This is a genomic window from Achromobacter sp., from assembly GCF_050285565.1.
Taxonomy (GTDB): domain Bacteria; phylum Pseudomonadota; class Gammaproteobacteria; order Burkholderiales; family Burkholderiaceae_B; genus Achromobacter.
Window position 1 is genome coordinate 1 of sequence record NZ_JBLZXG010000001.1, and the last position, 15,973, is coordinate 15,973.

A 15,973-nucleotide genomic window follows, 5' to 3' on the forward strand; every position below is an offset into this window, starting at 1 on the left:
GCCAGCGCCCGCGCATTTGCAGTGCAAATATCATTTTTCTAGGAGAACGAAGTATGCAGAAAGACGTGTTCCAGACCGATGATGACGGTCTGTACCTGTACAAATCGGTGGCCAACGAGCTGGCGCTCACGCCTGGCGAGTTCAACATCCCTTATGGCGCGTATGAGGATGCGCCGCCTATGCCGCTGACCGGGAAATGGCCGAGGCGCGTGGGCGACGCATGGGTCATGGTCGAGGACTACCGCACCACGCCTCTTTGGGTGGTGGAAACGGGCGCGCCGTATTCGATCGGCGGCGAGCATGACGGCGCAACCGGAAAGGTCAGCTACCTCGGCTGGGGTCCATTACCGGCCTGGCTGACGACGGTAGAGCCGCCTCGCGAGGTCGGCGACGCCGACGCGGAGGGGTAGGGCTACGCGGCCAGCGGCAGGGCCTCCAGTTCGATCTCGCGTTCGCGACGCATTTCTTCAAGTTGCTTTCGGCCAAGTGGGCTGCGGGCCAGTTTCTGCGCGAGTTCGCGTCCGTGTGGATGGTAGTAGCGCAGCAGCATGCGGGTGTCGACGTTGCCGTTGACCTTGGCCAGTTCGTGGATCTGGAACACTGTTGCAAGCTGTGAGGTGCCTTCGTGCCGCAGGTCGTGAAAGCGCAGGTCTCGGAAGTAGGCCGCGTTGGGCCGGCGGCCGTGATGCCGGCAGATTCCCTCATAGCGAAGCCGGGCGCGCCGGCGGGCGCGAATGAAGGCGCGGGTAACGGAGCCAGGTTGCATTGTGAAGATGCGGCCCCGCATCGGTTTGCCTGTGACCCAGCGGCGCAGGGCCTCCCGCGCCCGAGGCGTCAGGGGTACATCGCGGGCACGGCCATTCTTCGTATGCGGCAGATGGACCACGCCGTGCATGAGGTCGAGGTGCTCGCGCTGGATGCCGACGACCTCGGAGCGGCGCATGCCGGTTTCCTTGGCGACGGTCAGGATCGTCGGCAGCTCAGCGGAGCGGGTGGCGCGAATGATCCACTCCAGCTCTTTGCGGGGACATTCGTCGTCGGAGAGGCCTCGCAGCGTGATCCGGTCGAATAGGCGCCGGTCGCGCGCGTCGTCCACCGCTGGCCGGCGCACCAGCTGTACAGGGTTGGCCAACTGGTCGAACCCCCAGTCCTTGCGAATCACCGTGTAGACGTGTGACAGGAAGGCCATGCGCCGCACTACGGTGGCGGGCGCGCGGTCCTTGAGCCATTCGTCGCGCAGTTCAGTCAGGTCCGAGCTGCGGATGCGGTCGACCGGGCGGATGGCCAGGCGCGTCGCGCGCCAGATGCGCGCTATCGACTGTTCGGAGACATGGCCCTTCTTTGTGGCGGAAACCTCGGCCAGATAGCGCGCGAGCGCGTCGGCAAGGGTCGGGGCGGGCTTTCTGCGAGGCTGACGGCGGGACCAGGGTTTCATCGGGGAAAAGCCCCAGGTTGTAACGCAATTCCAAATTTCTTTCATCGCGTCCGCCCTGGCGGGCGGTATCAAGGCTCGGGAGGGCAAATGGCAGAACCTGCAAGCACAGGTGTAGTGGCGGCAGCAGCGACGGGAGTAACGCTCGCTGGGCTGTTGCCGGGGATAGATGGCAATGCACTGATCGGCGCATTCGCCGGCGCGTCGCTGTTCGTAGTCTCGCGGAGAGAGGGCGGCGCGCTGTCACGCTTGGCGTATTGGGCAATCTCTGTCGTGATCGGCTACCTCGCGGCGCCCGATGTGGTGGCGCTGACGCCGATCAAAGAGACCGCGATCGCGGCCTTTGCCGCCGCCGCGCTGGTCGTTACCGTGGCGCTGACCGCGATCGAGAAAGTCAAGGCATTGGACTTTTCGGTATTCAGAAGGGGAGGCTGATATGCAAGCCGCAGCAGCGATCGATTCTGGCCACCAACTGTTGGTGGCCTTTCTTTTTGTCGTGGCGAATGTGGCATCGGCCATTCGCCTTCTGCTCTATCGACGCAACGGCGCGCGGTTCCGGCGGGGTATGTCGTGGCTAGCGTATCTGCTGATCGTCGGCACGGGTGGCCAAGCGCTTGATGTGCTTGTTCAACATGAGCAGGTGACCCTGTGGCAGACCGTAGTGGCTTTATTGCTGGCGGTCCTTGTCTATCGCGCGCAAGGCAATGTCGCGTGCATCGTAAGTGTGAGGCAATGATGGAGTTGAAGATGATCATATCGAGCGCGATCGCGCCGGCGCTGTCGCTGTTGCCGGGGCGCATGGACACGCCGGCGGCGCACGTCATGCTGCTGGCGATCGGCCTGCAGGAAAGTCGCTTCGTCCACCGGCGCCAGATCGGCGGCCCGGCGCGCGGCTTCTGGCAATTCGAGAAGGGCACGCGGGCTAGCCGAGGGGGGGTGTGGGGCGTATATCTGCACACGGCGAGCAGCGGACACCTGGCGGCGCTGTGTAAGGCCCGCAGCGTGACCTGCCACCCGGACGCAATCTATGCGGCGCTGGAGTATGACGACGTGCTGGCGGCCGGCGTGGCGCGGCTACTGCTGTGGACCGATCCGAAGGCGCTGCCGACTATCGGCGACGCTGATGCGGGGTGGGCGCTGTACCTGCGCACCTGGCGGCCGGGCAAGCCCAAGCCGGATACATGGCCGCCCCTCTACCGCCAGGCGGCTGCCGAGGTGCAAGGGTGAGCGCCCTGACTCGCGTCGCGGGCGCGCTTGCCGGTTGGAGGGGCCACGCGGTGGCGGCGCTAGTCGGCGGGGTTGCGCTCGGCGCTGCCGCCTGGATGGCGCAGGGCTGGCGCTACACGGCACAGTTGGCAGACATGCGTGCCGCCCACGCGCAGGAGCGAGATGCCCAGGCGCAGGCTACGGTTGCCGCCGTCGAGGCGATTAGAAATGAAGAAAGGCGGCGCATTGCCGCCGTGGAGTTTGCCCGTGATGATGCCCAAAAACAGGCCGCTGAGGCGGCTGCTGACGCTGTCGCTGCTCGTGGCGAGCGTGACCGCATGCGCGCCCGCGCCGACACGCTGGCTCGCTCCGCAGTCGGCCGAGATCCCACGCTTGCCGAAGGAGGCCCGGCAGGAGCCGCTGCCGCCGATCTGCTTGCCTACATGCTCGGCCGCGCTATCGACCGAGCTGAAGCGCTTGCAGGAATTGCGGACCGTGCCCGCATCGCTGGATTGACGTGCGAGCGCAGCTACGACGGGCTGATGAAACGCTCGAACGCTGACTGAAGGGCGCCGTGAATATTTCGAGCATCCACGATGCGCAGCATTTCTAGGCACGTGAAATATCGTAGCTCCGCGATAATTCTCAGCAGGACTGGAATATTCTCCGGAGTGCCTTGCAAGTCGCCCGTCAATTGATCGATGCTCGAGAGGAGCTGCTCGCGGCCTCCGTGGGTGAAATCGTGCTTGAGGTTGTGGGGCGCGGACTTTGCCAAGAACTCCCAAAAACGTATGTACTCCGGCGCCGTTGAGGAAACCTCGGCGGTCAGATCCCGATAGCCGGGGATGGCGACGCCGTGGTCGTAGAACTGCCGGAGTTGATCCTCCGACGCACAGTGATAGAGCCATATTCCTCGTATTTGGGCATCAATCGCCGGACGCAGCAGAGCAAGGGCGCTATGGTGGTGACCCAGCGCCGCCAGAGCGTGAATTCCATCCTGATGTTCAAGAGCAACGTTTAGCATCCCGAACGCCATATTCGCGCGCCCGCCGGCGATGCCATGGCCGGTACGCATCAATCGGCGGCTCGCGTCGAGCCAGTGTCCTGTAGAACGGAAGATTTCCTGTTGTGGCGCGTCCATGTCTCTCGTAGAGTGAGGGAGCAGGAATGAGCTTACCTCGGCCCCATGCCTTTGCGAAGCTTGCGGGGTTCTTCCAGCAGCTCGGCCGTCATCTGGTCGCGCTCGATCACACAGGGCTCGTCGGTCAGACCGGCCATCAGGTCGTCGTAGATCTGGCCCATCAGGCTGGGCGGCCGCTTCAGGTCGCCGGATACCTGGTGCAGGCGCAGCAGCACCGAGCGCAGGCGCTTGACCTCCCACAGCAGGGCAATCACATCGGGGTTCCAGGGCTGGCGCTCGCGGATGGCGCGCAGCTGTTCGGCGGATAGGGGGGCTTTGAACGGCATGGCGGAAAACACTGGTTGTGCATCCAGTATATTCCGCAATAATCGGGGTCACTTCATAGGGGTTGCCACCAGCCGGTCGGCGGGGAAGGGCACCAGGAAATCTCGTGTCGCATCCGCCGGCGCGGTGAGCCAATCGCCGTAGGCGCCCTCGGGCAGGATGACGACCATCCGCTTCTCCTTGCCTGCCTGGTGGTAGTCGCGGAACAGTGGATCCTCATCCGCGTTGATGGTGAGCATGGTGTAGCTCTCCTGCAGCTGGCCGGCGGTGTCGCGCCAGCGATCCCACAGGCCGGCGATGCCCAGCGGCGCGCCGTCGGTCCGGCTGATCCGGGTAGCGACCGAGGTCTTGCTTCGGCCTTCGTAGACCGGCCGCCAATCGGGCTCAAAGATTGCATCGGCCGGGATGATGCAGTGCTGCGCGCGGCGCCAGGCATGGCCGAAGGTGTAGGACTTGGCCGCCGTCTCGCTGCGCGCGTTGACGGTCGACAGCTTGGCAGCCTTATCCAGGCCGTCCGCCTTGGTCATGGCGCTGATCAGGCCCCAGCGGCCCACGACCGCCTCGCGCTCCGGCACCGCCTCGTCGCCGGCGTCATGCTCGGCCGGACGCCGGATAAACACGCCCGGGTAGCGCGGCCACATGTCGTACTTGCCGCCGGCTGGCTTGTTGGGCGCGCCGAACTTCTTAAGCAGCAGCTCGGCATCCTTTAAGGTCTGGTAGTGACTACACATGAGACGCTCCCATCGAGTTCCTCAGTATAGGATCCGCACGCCTACCCCAATCTCTCAAGCAGTGCAGCCGTCTGCACTTCCTGTTCGGGTCTTGCATGAGGCCCCGTCAAAGCGCCACGCGCAGGCCCCAAAATGGCCCCATATTTATCCGGAAGCCGCATAAACGTTAATGGTACGTTTCCCGCCGTCGGCACCAAGAATTTGTCCCAGGTTGTCCCTGGGAGTGTAAAGAACCCGCATCTCTCCTATGAGGATGCGGGTTTTTTGTTGCCTCCTCAGTCGTTAATCGTTGGCCGCGGCCACGCTGTAAGAGCCGCCGCCCAGACGCAACGTATCACGCTGCGCTGTATACGCAAGTTTGCCGTTCGAACAGGCGATGGTCTCGGCCATGACCTCGTCGGTGACCGGGCCATGCTCGGTCAGCACCGTCTTGCCGCTGGCGCCGTTGCGTTCGTTGGCCTGGCCATCGGGCTTGTCTTTGCCTGGCCGATAGCCCAGATGCAGGTTCCTCTCCGCGGTCATCGTCCGCTCGATCACCGCCTTCTGGAACGACAGGAACAGGTCTTGAACCTCGCTGGGGGGGGCATCGGCCCTATGACCAGAGGATCCAGCAACTCGGCCGGCACTTCAGGTAGCGGCTCGCGGGCCGGCCGTGCGTCTCTTCTTCATTGGCATAACCATGATCTTTAGTCCTCGTGATATGTCCCGCCCACAAAATCACGGATAGGCCCAAGGCCTCGGACGAGAGACCGCCATGCGACGCCGATCCGGCGGTTGACCTCCTTCATCGCCTCGATCTCCCGGCCCCGCGCTGTCAGTGCAGGTCACCGGGCCAAACCTTCGTGGTCAATTCAAAAACCTTGCACGAGAAATTAGAGGCTCGGCTTGCCAGGGTGGTAGATCATGGCTTTGGCTAAATGCAATGCCGATACGACGGTTCGGGGGGCATGAGCGGGATACGAGAGATGCTCTATGAGTCGGACAACTACAGTGTCACATTGCGCTGTGAACGCGTTTGCGGGCGGAACCCCGCGGATGAAGGTTATGGTTTACCGATTACTACAGCCGCGATGAGTTGACGTGGCTGATGTTCGCGACAGTGAAAAGCCAGTTCGATGCGCAATTATATAATGGAAGAAGTTCGGAGCCGGCTATGGATATGCCGCCTAATACGGGCATTGTTAATGGCGAGATTAACTTGACCTACTACGTCCCATACCCGGAGTCGAGGGTCTCTGCGGTAGATTGCGGATCCGACAAAACCGGCGCCGGAAGGGAATTGTTCACGACAGATTGATTACACATTCGGCTGGGCCGGGCCGCCTGCGGTTAAGTATGGCGCGCGCATCTGGGAGGCTCGAGTGGACAGAGCCCAATTCGCGGCGCTTAACGGGTACTGTGCCGGATACCGCGGCGAGTACCTATATATTCATGCAGCCTACTTCTGGCCGATGAACTTGAAGGATTTGGACGGTAACCCAATCACCGCCTCGGACGCGCGCGAATTTCCATTGGGTGAATACGAGGTTTACGCCTATGTGCCCGGAACAATGACAGGCAGAAAATAAACAAAGCCAGACGACATTCAAAGTCGGTAAATGATAGAAGAAGGGATGCTGAGCGTGTGCTCCTTGGATTATCGAAAACGATAGGTTGGTCGGGATCGATTTTCAAGGCGCATCAAATTTCTCACATCTACCGGAGTCTATCTGTGAAAACTCGCGCCGCCTTAGTTCTCGCGTTAGCGATCAGTTCGATCGCCTATGTAGAAACCCTCCCTGCGCAAGATGCTGCAAAAACGGTAATTGCAAAGTCTGCAAGTGTCTCACACCATACCGCTAGCGACATGATGCGGTTGTATGAGGACACTTCGGTGAATTGCGGGGCCGAAAATTCAAAGCCGGGTGATCAGCGTCCCGCTTTTCTCTGTTCCGGAATTATCATCCGTACTGCAGTGCCAGGAAACACCTGGAATGTATGGGATGTTTCTCCGGAAGATGAAAAAAGCGGGGGGGTCTCTTTTTCCTATCTGCGGCGTGACGTGAAGGTTGGCGAGTTGGGAGGGGTCAACGCCAGTGGCTTCACAATCTTTCCTTTGTACGGCGCGTATAACGCCCCAGTGAAAAAGCATGTCATGCAAGTCATGTGTTCATTCGTTGTGGATGGATGGAGCAACTTTAGAGACCTTAACGGGTGCGGGGAAACGTCGGTTGGCATGAGGTCAAGGGAATGCCAAGATCAAGGCATTACTACTGCTGATGAATGGGTGTCCAGTTATATGGCTGCGCCTCAGGGGAGCAACGCGGCGCTTTGGCAATGTGCGTGGGACGTCCACACTCATTCTAAATATCTGACGGGGCAAGCATTTTATGAGAGCATTAAGGCACGCGCCCTGCTTCGTCAGAGATCTGGAGGGTGGGTGTTTAGAGATCGAAATGAACTGCGCGTGGAAAAGTGGTCAGGCGTTGCGCCAGCTGACTTGCCCATTCAGTCGTTCTTTTATGTTGATGCGGAAGGTGGGACAGGAGCCGGCCTATTTTATGCGCAAGTTAGCCAAAAGCGGTATAAGGACTTGACCGGCATTTTTGTCCCCATTGTGCGTGTCCGGGTTCCTCGTGCCGAGAATGAGGATTACGACTTCCATGTGCTTCCTCAGGATCAAGTCATACCTTTCCCCGCGTAGCGAGAGTGCGCGCGAGTGTGGAGAAGCTAAGCCGAGGCGCTGAGATCTGGGTCGAGGATGACAAACCTCGATCCAGTCCGTATTTTTGTGGGCGAGGCATTTTAAAAGTTGTTATCCCCACGCCGCGGTAAACCGTTAGCCGAACAGAATAGCAAACTGGTTCATGGCGACTTTCCAGTCGACGGTCGCTCTAACGGACTTGGCCAGCACGTCGCGCTGGCCGTCGGCTTGCTCGCCCAGCGCCAAGTACATCGCCTTGTTGCTGACCCTGGCGCCGTTGCGTTCGTTGGCCTGGCCTTCGGGCTTGTCCTCGCCTGGCCGATAGCCCAGATGCAGGTTCATCTCCGCGCCTATCGTCCGCTCGATCACCGTCTGCTGGAACGACAGGAACAGGTCTTGATCCTCGCTGGGGGGCATCGGCCCTTTGACCAGAGTCCTCATGATATGCCCCGCCCACAAAATCACGGCTAGGGCCAGCCGATCGCATGGAGCGCCCCTAGGCCAGGTTCGTTTGCATGGTGGTGGAATTTTCTCCAACCTTTCATTTTGCTGTTATTTCCCCGTCATGTTCGGCAACGATCATGCCGTGAGGCTGGCCCGCGGGTGCGCCAGCCAAGAACACCGACAATGACAGGAAAACTGATGAGTGCTTCAGACCAGGACGACATCCCCTCCAACCCCTCCCAGGCACCGCATTTCAACGAAGTGGTGCGCCGCGCGGTGTCGCGCCGCGGCTTTCTCAAGGCCGGCTTGGGGGCTGGCGCGGTCGGCTTCATGGGGGCCGGCCTGACGGCCTGTGGCGGCGATGACGGCGATGATGCGTCTTCCGGCAGCAATTCGGGCACCAATCCCAGCGGCCAGACGCCCGCCAAGCCGGTGGAACTGAATTTCAAGGCCGTGCCCATCAGCACCGCCGATACCGTGGTGGTGCCGGAAGGTTATCAGTTCGCCGTGATCAACCGCTGGGGCGACCCGCTGTTCGCGGGCGCACCGGCCTTCAAGGCCGATGCCAGCAACGGTGGCGACGACCAGGCCCGCCAGCTCGGCTACAACCACGACGGCTTGCACTTCTTCCCGATCGACGGCACCGACAGCGTCAACGGCAGCAGCGTCGAAGGCCTGATGGTCACCAACCACGAATACACCACGCCGGAATATTTCTACCCCGTCGGCGTGCAGCCCGGCAATGCGCAATGGAACCTGGACTGGGTGCGCAAGTCGCAGCACGCGCACGGCGTGTCGGTGCGCCATCTGCGCCTGGCCAACGGCAAGTGGGAGCCGGTGCTGGACTCGCCCTTCAACCGCAGCGTGAATGCCAACGTCGCCATGCAACTGGTGGGACCGGCCGCGGGCAACCGCCTGGTGCGCACCAATGCCGATCCGACGGGTACGCGCTGCTTCGGCACCTTCGGCAACTGTGGCAACGGCTACACGCTGTGGAACACGTATCTGACGTGCGAAGAGAACTTCACCGATTACTTCGGCGTCGGCACGGCCGACCCGGCCACGGTGAACTACCCCGATGCCGAATACCGGGCGCACATGGAGCGCTACAAGGGCTCGGGCAAGACCTCCAGCAGCTCGTACCGCTGGGACCATTACGACAACCGCTTCAACTGGGCGATGGAGCCCAACGAATACAACCGTTGCGGCTGGGTGGTGGAAATCGATCCGTTCGATCCGAACTCCACGCCCAAGAAGCTGACCGCGCTGGGCCGCTTCAAGCACGAGAACGCCGCGCTGACGCTGGCCGACGACAAGCGCGTGGTGGTCTACATGGGCGACGACCAGGCCAGCGAGTACATCTACAAGTTCGTGTCCGACGGCAAGTACGACCCGGCCCGCCCGGCACTGAACCGCCTGCTGCTGGACAAGGGCACGCTGTACGTGGCGCGCTTCCTGGACGGCGCCGCGCAGGGCGACGCCATGGGCATCGGCGAGTGGATCCCGCTCAAGCTCGACACCCCGGCGCTGGCCGGCGGCACGCTGGGCGCGCTGTTCAACCAGGACATGGGCGAACTGCTGGTTAAGACCCGCCAGGCGGCCGACGCGGTGGGCGCGACGCCGATGGACCGGCCCGAGTGGATCACCACCCACCCGACCACCCGCGAAGCCTATGTCACGCTGACCAACAACAGCTCGCGCGGCAACGGCGCCGCGCGCTATCCGGGCGGCCCCAACCATCCGGGCGCCAACGATGCCAACCCCCGTACCGCCAACCAGTACGGCCAGATCGTGCGCTGGCGCGAGAAGAACGGCGACCCCGCTTCGCTCACCTTCGAATGGGACATTTTCGTGCTGGCGGGCAACCCGACGCTGTACCCGCGCACCGACCTGCGCAGCGGCTCGGCCAACGTCACCGCGGACAACACCTTCAACAGCCCGGATGGCCTGGCCTTCGACAAGCGCGGCCTGCTGTGGATTGAGACGGACGGCAACTACTCCAATACCGGCGCGTACGCCGGCCAGGGTAATAACCAGATGCTGGTCGCCAACCCGGCCACCAAGGAAATCCGCCGCTTCATGACCGGCCCGATCGGTTGCGAAGTGACCGGACTGACCTGGACGCCCGACCAGAAGTACCTGTTCATCAACATCCAGCACCCGGGCGAAGGGCCGAGCGTGACGGATGCGCAGAACAATCCGCTGATGGCGTCCAAGTGGCCCGACGATGCCACCGCCAGCCGGCCGCGTCCGGCCACCGTGGTGATCTGGAAGCAGGACGGGAGCGCCGTCGGTACCTGATGAGGCGTGCCGGATGGCGGCGGATGTCGGATCCGTCGCTATGGCGGGCGATCATGCATGGCCGGCACCCTTGGGTGCCGGCTTTTTTTCGCCGGTCGGATTCGCGCCGGAGCGCGGGGCGGCGAGCGGCGTCCGCCTTCAGTGCAGGTGGTGGCCGAAGGCGACGGCCGCGACCACGAAGGTCGCCGCGCCGATGCCCGCCAGCCAGTAGGCGCGCCGCGCCGCCGTGGCCTCATTGCGGCCGAAAGCCACTAGCAGCGCGATCAGCGACCAGAGGCCGCTGAAGCCGAGCAGCGTGAGCGTGTAGACGAACCCGGACAGGTCGTAACCGCCGCCGCCGATGGACGGATGTTCCGGGCGGCGAGGCCAGAGCAGCGCCACCTGCGGCACGACGACCAGCACGAACACGGCCAGCCAGATCTGGAAGCGGCGGTCTTTCAGCATGGGGGAGGTCCGGGTTGGGGAATTCGTAGTCTGCCACCATTTGTGCCGTCCCGGCGGCGTGTCCCGGGTCGCGGCTGCGTGTCGAATCATGCCCGCGCGCACCGGGGAAAAGGGCTGACGTTGCGGTAATAGATATATATAATTGAAATACTATATTTAATAGTTTTAATATATCAATTCGATAGGCATGCCGGCATCGCCCCGGCTGCCGCAGGAGGTTTCATGCAGGACTCCCATTCCCCCTCACGCAGCCTGCGCAGCACGGGCGGCCTGATCATGCTGGGCTTTACCGTCGTGCTGTGTCTGATGGTGCTGCTGACGGTGGTTGGCATCACCCAGGTCAACCGGATGAACGCCGCGCTGACCGCCATCAACGACGTCCATGGCGTCAAGCAGCGCTATGCCATCACCTTCCGCGGCAGTGTGCATGACCGCTCGATCGCGCTGCGCGACGCGGTGCTGGCCCCAGCCTCGGAATTGCGGGCGCTGGTGGCCGATATCGAGCGTCTCAAGCGCCAGTATGACGAGGCGGCGGCGCCGATGGATGCGCTGTTCGTCCAAGGCGCCGAGGTGTCGCAGCAGGAACGCGAAACGCTGGCCGGCATCAAGGACGTGGAGACGCGCACGCTGCCGCTGGTACAGCGGCTGTTGTCGGCGCTGGAGGCGGGCGACAGTGGTCAGGCTCGCCAACTGCTGGATCAGGCCCGGCCGCTGTTCGTGCAGTGGCTGGCCGCGATCAATCGCATGATCGACCTGGAAGAGCGGTTGATGAAGAGCCAGAGCGACATGGCCCGGCGCGTCGGCATCGACTTCCAGCAGTTGATGCTGGCGCTGACCGGCGCGGCCATTCTGCTGGGGGCCGGCCTGGCCTGGCTGATCGCGCGCCGCATCACCCGCGCGTTGGGCGCTGAACCGTCCGCGCTCAAGCATATTGCGCAAACCGTCAGCGCTGGCGATCTGGCCAGCCCGATCGAGGTGCGGTCCGGCGATGCGCACAGCATCCTGGCGACCCTGGCCGGCATGCAGCGCAACCTGGCGGCGGTGGTGGGCGGCGTGCGCCAGCATGCGGACGCGGTTTCGGTGGTCAGCGTGCAACTGGCCGAGGGCAACGCCGACTTGTCCGCGCGCACCCGCGACGAGGCCCGCGCGCTGCGTCAGACGGCGGAGTCGATGCAGGCGTTGACCGACGCGGTCAAGCGCAACGCAAACGAGGCGCGCGAGGCTGGGGGGATGGCGGGCCAGGCAATGGATGCCGCGCGCCAGGGCAGTCAGACCATGCATGCGGTGGTCGATACGATGCAGCATCTGTCGAAGGCGTCGGCGCAGATCTCGGAAATCACGTCCGTGATCGAAGGCATCGCTTTCCAGACCAATATCCTGGCGCTCAATGCGGCAGTCGAGGCGGCGCGCGCGGGCGAGCAGGGCAAGGGCTTCGCCGTGGTGGCCAGCGAGGTGCGCTCGCTGGCGCAACGCTCGGCCACCGCGGCCAAGGAGATCAACACGCTGATCGCACGGTCGGCCGACACGGTGCGGCAGGGCGTGGACCGGGTCGGCGCGGCGGGCCAGAGCATGGATCTGATCCTGGAGGCGATTACGCGCACCACCGCGACCATGGACGGCATCGTGCAGGCATCGGCCGAGCAGACTGGCCGCATCGAGCACGTGACCCAGGTCATCGCGCAGCTGGACGCGGACACGCAGAAGAACGCGCGCCGCGTCGCGGAGGCGTCGGCCGGGGCCGAGGCGTTGCGAGCCCAGGCAGCCGAGTTGCGGCAGGCGGTGGCGGCCTTCCGGGTGGGGGCGTCCGGCCCGGGGATGGGCCCAAATCGGTGCGTTCCTGGGGGTGGCGATTGCCATTCGCTACAAAACTGGAACAGTTTGTTCCGCGAAACGGCGCCGTTTTAGAGCCCGGAAAGGTGGCCGCCCGCGACGTCGGCCAGTAGAATTTGCTCACTCTCTACCCCTCTATCTACCAGTCGAAAGGCATATCCTCATGAGCAACGCATACCTCGACGCACTGAAGAAGCGCCGCACGCAGTATTCGCTGGGCCGTAACCTGTCCGCCTCGAAAGAGGAACTGGCGACCCTGATCCAGGAAGCGATCAAGCACAGCCCCTCGTCGTTCAATTCGCAAAGCTCGCGCGCCGTGATCCTGTTCGGCGCGGAAAGCGACAAGCTGTGGAACCTGGCCATCGAGGAAGTGCGCAAGGTCGCTCCGGCCGAAGGCTTCGACAAGACCGAGGCCAAGCTCAAGAGCTTCGCCGCCGGCGTCGGCACCGTGTTGTTCTTCGAAGATCAGGACGTGGTGCGCAGCCTGCAGGAGAAATTCGCGTTGTACGCCGACAACTTCCCGGTGTGGTCGGAACAGGCCGGCGGCATGGCTCAGTTGTCGGTCTGGACCGCGCTGGCCAACGCCGGCGTGGGCGCCAGCCTGCAGCATTACAACCCGCTGATCGACGCCGCCGTGGCGCGTGAATGGAACGTGCCCGCCAGCTGGAAGCTGCGCGCGCAGATGCCGTTCGGCTCGAACGAGAACGGCTTCGGCGAGAAGGCCTTCATGGACGACGCCGAGCGCTTCCGCGTATTCGGCTGATGTGGCGGGCGTCTGGCGCGTTGCGCCGGACCGCATCGCGAAACCCGCAGGCCCCCGGCATGGGGACTGCGGGTTTTTCATTGGGTGGGCGGGCCGCTACGAGCGCGGCGGCGGGCCGGCCAAGCCGCGCAGGCGGCGCGGCGCGGGAGCGCCTGTGCCGCAGGCAGGCATAATCGTGGGTTTTGTCCGTATATAGAACAGAAAGGCCCCGCCGTGACCGACGCGGTCCCCATCAGCCAAGCCGACTACGACCTGCCCCTCGAGACGCTGGAAGCCCATCTGCTGGCGCAGCGCCAGCGCGCCGCCGACGTGGTCAACGCCGCCACGCGCACTTGGACCTGGATCCGCCACGGGGCGTTCCTGGCGTCCATCGTCATCGTCGGCATCGAGAAGCTGACCACCGGCAAGGTGGGCGCCCATACCGCGGTGTTCGCCAGCGTGATGCTGCTGATGGCGCTGAGCTTCATTGCCGCCGCCAAGACCCGCCGCATCATCAAGGGCCTGGGCAACGGCCAGCCGACGCCCAAATGGGTGCTCAAGCGCATGATCCGCAAGACCATCTTCAAGGGCGCCAGCAGCCTGAAGGGATCGGCGCGTTTCTATCCGGAACGTTTTGTGCTGGATCAGAATGGCAGCCATTTCGAGTCCGGCTACGAAGACGACAAGATTTCGTTGATCGCGCTGACGCCGGATTATCTGCAAATCATCCCGGTGCAGCGCCCGGATGTGGCGGACGAGGTGTATTTCATTCCGCTGGCCCAGGTCAGCCAGCCCGAGGAACTGTTGAAGTTCCTGGGTGGCAAGCCGAATTATGTGGATGCGGCCTGAGCGCCGCGCCGCCGCCAGCGTCTTGGCCTCGCGGCGTTGGCCACCGGCCTGTCGATGATCGGCCACGCGAGCGCGGGCGGCCGTTATTCCCGGTTTATTTGTAGGCCTGTTTTTCCACCGACCACTTGAACGTGCGCTTCCACTTGCCGCCTTGCTGGCGCAATTGCAGGTCGAAGTAGCCGCCGGTCTTGGTCGGCAGGATCACCAGCGAATTGCTGGCGTCGGATTCATCGTGCTCGCGCGTGCCATCGGGGTTCCAGTCGCCGGCGATGGTCTTGACGAACGACATGGGCCGGGCAAACACGACGCGCAGCGCCGCGCCGTCGATGCGGAACAGATACAGGGCTTCGAAGTCGGCGCCGCCGCCCGCGTAGCCTTCGCTCCAACCGGCGCGCAGGCCGAACGCGGTGCTGTCGGGCGCAATTTTGTAGGGCGCGAGATCGAAGCGTTTCCAGCTGGCCGGCGTGGACTGCATGGGGGCGCCGGCGTCCTGCAGCGCCAGGTCGATGGGCGGGTCGATGTCGGTGTCGCTCCAGTCGGTTGGCGTGGTCACGGGGGCGTCGGTGCGCGCCACCAGCTTGGGCGCGGCGCCGGGCACGGCGTCGAAGACGCCGACCCAGATGTCGGTCCTGTCCTCGTCCTGGGACAGGCTGCTGCAGTCGCCATCGCCGAACTTCTTGAGCCGTTCCGCGCGTTCGGCGCTGGCCGCCAGGCACACCAGCGCCACATAGGCGCCGGGGCGCTGCGGCCAGGCCTTGGCGCCGGCCACCAGCAGGCGCTTGGGATTCTGGCCGGGGGCCAGTTGCTGCAGCAGGAAGGCGCTGCTGAAGCCCGCCGGCAATTGCGTGCCCAGGCCATCGGGCCGGGGCGCGCCGCTCATCTGGCTGTCGTACATCTTGCGGGCGTCCTGCGTCTTGATGGCGCCGGGCACCTGGTCCAGGGATTGCACTCGGGTGTCGGCCGGGGCGGGCGGCGCGTGCAAGGCAAGAGCCAACGGGCAAAGCAGCAAAGCGGCGCGGATACGCATCGGCGTGGCCAGGCGGTGAGCCAGGCGGTAGTGGAGTTGCCCGATTATCGCTGAATGCCGCTGACACCTTGCCGTCAGCGCAGCCCGCCTTCCCGCCCCACTCCACCTGCCGAGCCGGCCCTGGACCTGGTGGTCGAGCAGCACGCTTCCGGCAAGCACAAGCAAGCCCTGGCCGCGCCAGGGCGGCCAATCCCCCCTGGATCATGACGCGCTTGATGTGCGTCAGCCGCGCGCCGACAGCGCTGCCGGACAATCACATGCGCGGGTAAATGTTCCCCGCGTGGGCGGGGCGGGCGCGGTCATCGCGCCGTTCGCCCCGCCTTGATCCGGGCGCCGTCATGAACTCCTATCCTTTCCTGTTGATCCTGCATCTGTTGGCCGCCTTCGTCTTCGTGGGCACGGTGGCCTTCGAGGTGCTGTTCCTGGAGCCGGTGCACCGGCGCCTGTCGCCCGAGATGCGCAAGGCGCTCGGCGCGCAGCTCGGCCCGCGCGTGCGCGGCGCGGTGCCGTGGGCGGTGCTGGTGCTGTATCTGGCCGGCCTGGGCCTGGCATGGCAATACCGTGGCGTGCTGGCGCATCCGGCCGGGTCGCCGCTGGGCATTCTGCTGTCGGTCAAGATCGCGCTGGCCGTGAGCGTGGCGTTGCACGTCGTCACCGCGCTGGCGCTGGCCCGCAAGCGGCGGTTGACGCCGGCGCTGCAGCGGCGCGTGCATCTGAGCGTGTTCTGGCACATGGTCGGCATCGTGGTGCTGGCCAAGGCGATGTTTTATGTGACGTGGTGAGGGCGGGGAACCCGTGGGACGACGCGGGCCGAATGGG

17 protein-coding genes and 2 pseudogenes are annotated in these 15,973 nt (G+C 64.0%); 11 read left to right on the forward strand and 8 right to left on the reverse strand.

Annotation, left to right across the window (positions count from 1 at the left end):
* The first annotated feature begins 53 nt into the window (after positions 1–53).
* Positions 54–410, forward strand: a complete 357-nt coding sequence (locus ACN6O8_RS00005) for a phage tail protein (RefSeq protein ID WP_427989056.1) — start codon at positions 54–56, stop codon at positions 408–410.
* Positions 411–412: 2 nt separating this feature from the next.
* Here the strand turns inward: ACN6O8_RS00005 and ACN6O8_RS00010 are convergent, their stop codons facing one another.
* Complete coding sequence (locus ACN6O8_RS00010; protein ID WP_427989057.1) at positions 413–1,435, reverse strand: tyrosine-type recombinase/integrase; 1,023 nt, start codon at positions 1,433–1,435, stop codon at positions 413–415.
* Between the two features lie 87 nt (positions 1,436–1,522).
* Here ACN6O8_RS00010 and ACN6O8_RS00015 point away from each other — a divergent pair, with 87 nt between their 5' ends.
* From ACN6O8_RS00015 to ACN6O8_RS00030, 4 genes are read left to right on the forward strand one after another with little or no spacing between them, the layout of a single operon-like run.
* Positions 1,523–1,867, forward strand: a complete 345-nt coding sequence (locus ACN6O8_RS00015; RefSeq protein ID WP_421427048.1) for a putative holin — start codon at positions 1,523–1,525, stop codon at positions 1,865–1,867.
* A gap of 1 nt (position 1,868) precedes the next feature.
* Positions 1,869–2,168, forward strand: coding sequence for a phage holin family protein (locus ACN6O8_RS00020; protein ID WP_421427049.1), 300 nt, complete (start codon positions 1,869–1,871; stop codon positions 2,166–2,168).
* Entirely contained in the window at positions 2,168–2,659 is a 492-nt protein-coding gene (locus ACN6O8_RS00025; protein ID WP_427989578.1) for a hypothetical protein, read from the forward strand. Before ACN6O8_RS00020 ends, ACN6O8_RS00025 begins: the two co-directional genes overlap by 1 nt.
* Positions 2,656–3,204, forward strand: a complete 549-nt coding sequence (locus tag ACN6O8_RS00030; RefSeq protein WP_427989058.1) for a DUF2514 family protein — start codon at positions 2,656–2,658, stop codon at positions 3,202–3,204. The genes ACN6O8_RS00025 and ACN6O8_RS00030 overlap by 4 nt, the downstream gene beginning before the upstream one ends.
* On the opposite strand, the gene ACN6O8_RS00035 is transcribed toward ACN6O8_RS00030, so the two are convergent.
* The 4 genes and pseudogenes from ACN6O8_RS00035 to ACN6O8_RS00050 form a co-directional block, all read right to left on the reverse strand.
* Positions 3,168–3,779: a DUF6988 family protein gene (locus ACN6O8_RS00035; protein ID WP_427989059.1), complete on the reverse strand. Its 612-nt coding sequence runs from the start codon at positions 3,777–3,779 to the stop codon at positions 3,168–3,170. The two genes, ACN6O8_RS00030 and ACN6O8_RS00035, sit on opposite strands and share 37 nt — an antisense overlap.
* Positions 3,780–3,811: 32 nt before the next feature.
* On the reverse strand, positions 3,812–4,105 hold the full coding sequence (locus ACN6O8_RS00040; RefSeq protein ID WP_427989060.1) for a hypothetical protein: 294 nt from the start codon (positions 4,103–4,105) through the stop codon (positions 3,812–3,814).
* 48 nt (positions 4,106–4,153) lie between these two features.
* A complete protein-coding gene (locus tag ACN6O8_RS00045) occupies positions 4,154–4,834 on the reverse strand; it encodes an SOS response-associated peptidase (RefSeq protein ID WP_427989061.1) in 681 nt (226 codons plus the stop codon).
* 390 nt (positions 4,835–5,224) lie between these two features.
* Positions 5,225–5,460: pseudogene (locus ACN6O8_RS00050) on the reverse strand (transposase); the annotation flags it as partial.
* A 1,085-nt stretch (positions 5,461–6,545) separates the two neighbouring features.
* Between ACN6O8_RS00050 and ACN6O8_RS00055 the strand changes: the two are divergent.
* Complete coding sequence (locus ACN6O8_RS00055; protein WP_427989062.1) at positions 6,546–7,517, forward strand: hypothetical protein; 972 nt, start codon at positions 6,546–6,548, stop codon at positions 7,515–7,517.
* 270 nt (positions 7,518–7,787) lie between these two features.
* Here the strand turns inward: ACN6O8_RS00055 and ACN6O8_RS00060 are convergent.
* A pseudogene (locus ACN6O8_RS00060) lies at positions 7,788–7,961 on the reverse strand (IS256 family transposase); the annotation flags it as partial.
* Positions 7,962–8,159: 198 nt separating this feature from the next.
* On the opposite strand from ACN6O8_RS00060, the gene ACN6O8_RS00065 reads away from it, so the two are divergent.
* The gene (locus ACN6O8_RS00065; RefSeq protein WP_427989063.1) at positions 8,160–10,262 is read left to right on the forward strand and encodes a PhoX family protein; all 2,103 of its coding nucleotides are present in this window, start codon (positions 8,160–8,162) and stop codon (positions 10,260–10,262) included.
* Between the two features lie 138 nt (positions 10,263–10,400).
* Here ACN6O8_RS00065 and ACN6O8_RS00070 read toward each other — a convergent pair whose 3' ends face one another.
* Positions 10,401–10,706, reverse strand: coding sequence for a hypothetical protein (locus ACN6O8_RS00070; protein WP_427989064.1), 306 nt, complete (start codon positions 10,704–10,706; stop codon positions 10,401–10,403).
* 222 nt (positions 10,707–10,928) lie between these two features.
* Here ACN6O8_RS00070 and ACN6O8_RS00075 point away from each other — a divergent pair, with 222 nt between their 5' ends.
* From ACN6O8_RS00075 to ACN6O8_RS00085, 3 genes are all read left to right on the forward strand, one after another.
* Positions 10,929–12,611, forward strand: coding sequence for a methyl-accepting chemotaxis protein (locus tag ACN6O8_RS00075; protein ID WP_427989065.1), 1,683 nt, complete (start codon positions 10,929–10,931; stop codon positions 12,609–12,611).
* 88 nt (positions 12,612–12,699) lie between these two features.
* The gene (locus tag ACN6O8_RS00080; protein ID WP_427989066.1) at positions 12,700–13,299 is read left to right on the forward strand and encodes a nitroreductase family protein; all 600 of its coding nucleotides are present in this window, start codon (positions 12,700–12,702) and stop codon (positions 13,297–13,299) included.
* 213 nt (positions 13,300–13,512) lie between these two features.
* Positions 13,513–14,127, forward strand: a complete 615-nt coding sequence (locus tag ACN6O8_RS00085) for a hypothetical protein (protein WP_427989067.1) — start codon at positions 13,513–13,515, stop codon at positions 14,125–14,127.
* A 94-nt stretch (positions 14,128–14,221) separates the two neighbouring features.
* Here ACN6O8_RS00085 and ACN6O8_RS00090 read toward each other — a convergent pair whose 3' ends face one another.
* Positions 14,222–15,076: a hypothetical protein gene (locus ACN6O8_RS00090; RefSeq protein ID WP_427989068.1), complete on the reverse strand. Its 855-nt coding sequence runs from the start codon at positions 15,074–15,076 to the stop codon at positions 14,222–14,224.
* Positions 15,077–15,492: 416 nt separating this feature from the next.
* On the opposite strand from ACN6O8_RS00090, the gene ACN6O8_RS00095 reads away from it, so the two are divergent.
* Positions 15,493–15,936: a CopD family copper resistance protein gene (locus ACN6O8_RS00095; protein WP_427989069.1), complete on the forward strand. Its 444-nt coding sequence runs from the start codon at positions 15,493–15,495 to the stop codon at positions 15,934–15,936.
* Positions 15,937–15,973: the final 37 nt, after the last annotated feature.

Bases quoted from the DNA above. Each gene is read 5' to 3' on its own strand.
- ACN6O8_RS00005 (WP_427989056.1), top strand. From the start codon at position 54: ATGCAGAAAGACGTGTTCCAGACCGATGATGACGGTCTGTACCTGTAC.
- ACN6O8_RS00010 (WP_427989057.1), bottom strand. From the start codon at position 1,435: ATGAAACCCTGGTCCCGCCGTCAGCCTCGCAGAAAGCCCGCCCCGACC.
- ACN6O8_RS00015 (WP_421427048.1), top strand. From the start codon at position 1,523: ATGGCAGAACCTGCAAGCACAGGTGTAGTGGCGGCAGCAGCGACGGGA.
- ACN6O8_RS00020 (WP_421427049.1), top strand. From the start codon at position 1,869: ATGCAAGCCGCAGCAGCGATCGATTCTGGCCACCAACTGTTGGTGGCC.
- ACN6O8_RS00025 (WP_427989578.1), top strand. From the start codon at position 2,168: ATGGAGTTGAAGATGATCATATCGAGCGCGATCGCGCCGGCGCTGTCG.
- ACN6O8_RS00035 (WP_427989059.1), bottom strand. From the start codon at position 3,779: ATGGACGCGCCACAACAGGAAATCTTCCGTTCTACAGGACACTGGCTC.
- ACN6O8_RS00040 (WP_427989060.1), bottom strand. From the start codon at position 4,105: ATGCCGTTCAAAGCCCCCCTATCCGCCGAACAGCTGCGCGCCATCCGC.
- ACN6O8_RS00045 (WP_427989061.1), bottom strand. From the start codon at position 4,834: ATGTGTAGTCACTACCAGACCTTAAAGGATGCCGAGCTGCTGCTTAAG.
- ACN6O8_RS00065 (WP_427989063.1), top strand. From the start codon at position 8,160: ATGAGTGCTTCAGACCAGGACGACATCCCCTCCAACCCCTCCCAGGCA.
- ACN6O8_RS00070 (WP_427989064.1), bottom strand. From the start codon at position 10,706: ATGCTGAAAGACCGCCGCTTCCAGATCTGGCTGGCCGTGTTCGTGCTG.
- ACN6O8_RS00075 (WP_427989065.1), top strand. From the start codon at position 10,929: ATGCAGGACTCCCATTCCCCCTCACGCAGCCTGCGCAGCACGGGCGGC.
- ACN6O8_RS00080 (WP_427989066.1), top strand. From the start codon at position 12,700: ATGAGCAACGCATACCTCGACGCACTGAAGAAGCGCCGCACGCAGTAT.
- ACN6O8_RS00095 (WP_427989069.1), top strand. From the start codon at position 15,493: ATGAACTCCTATCCTTTCCTGTTGATCCTGCATCTGTTGGCCGCCTTC.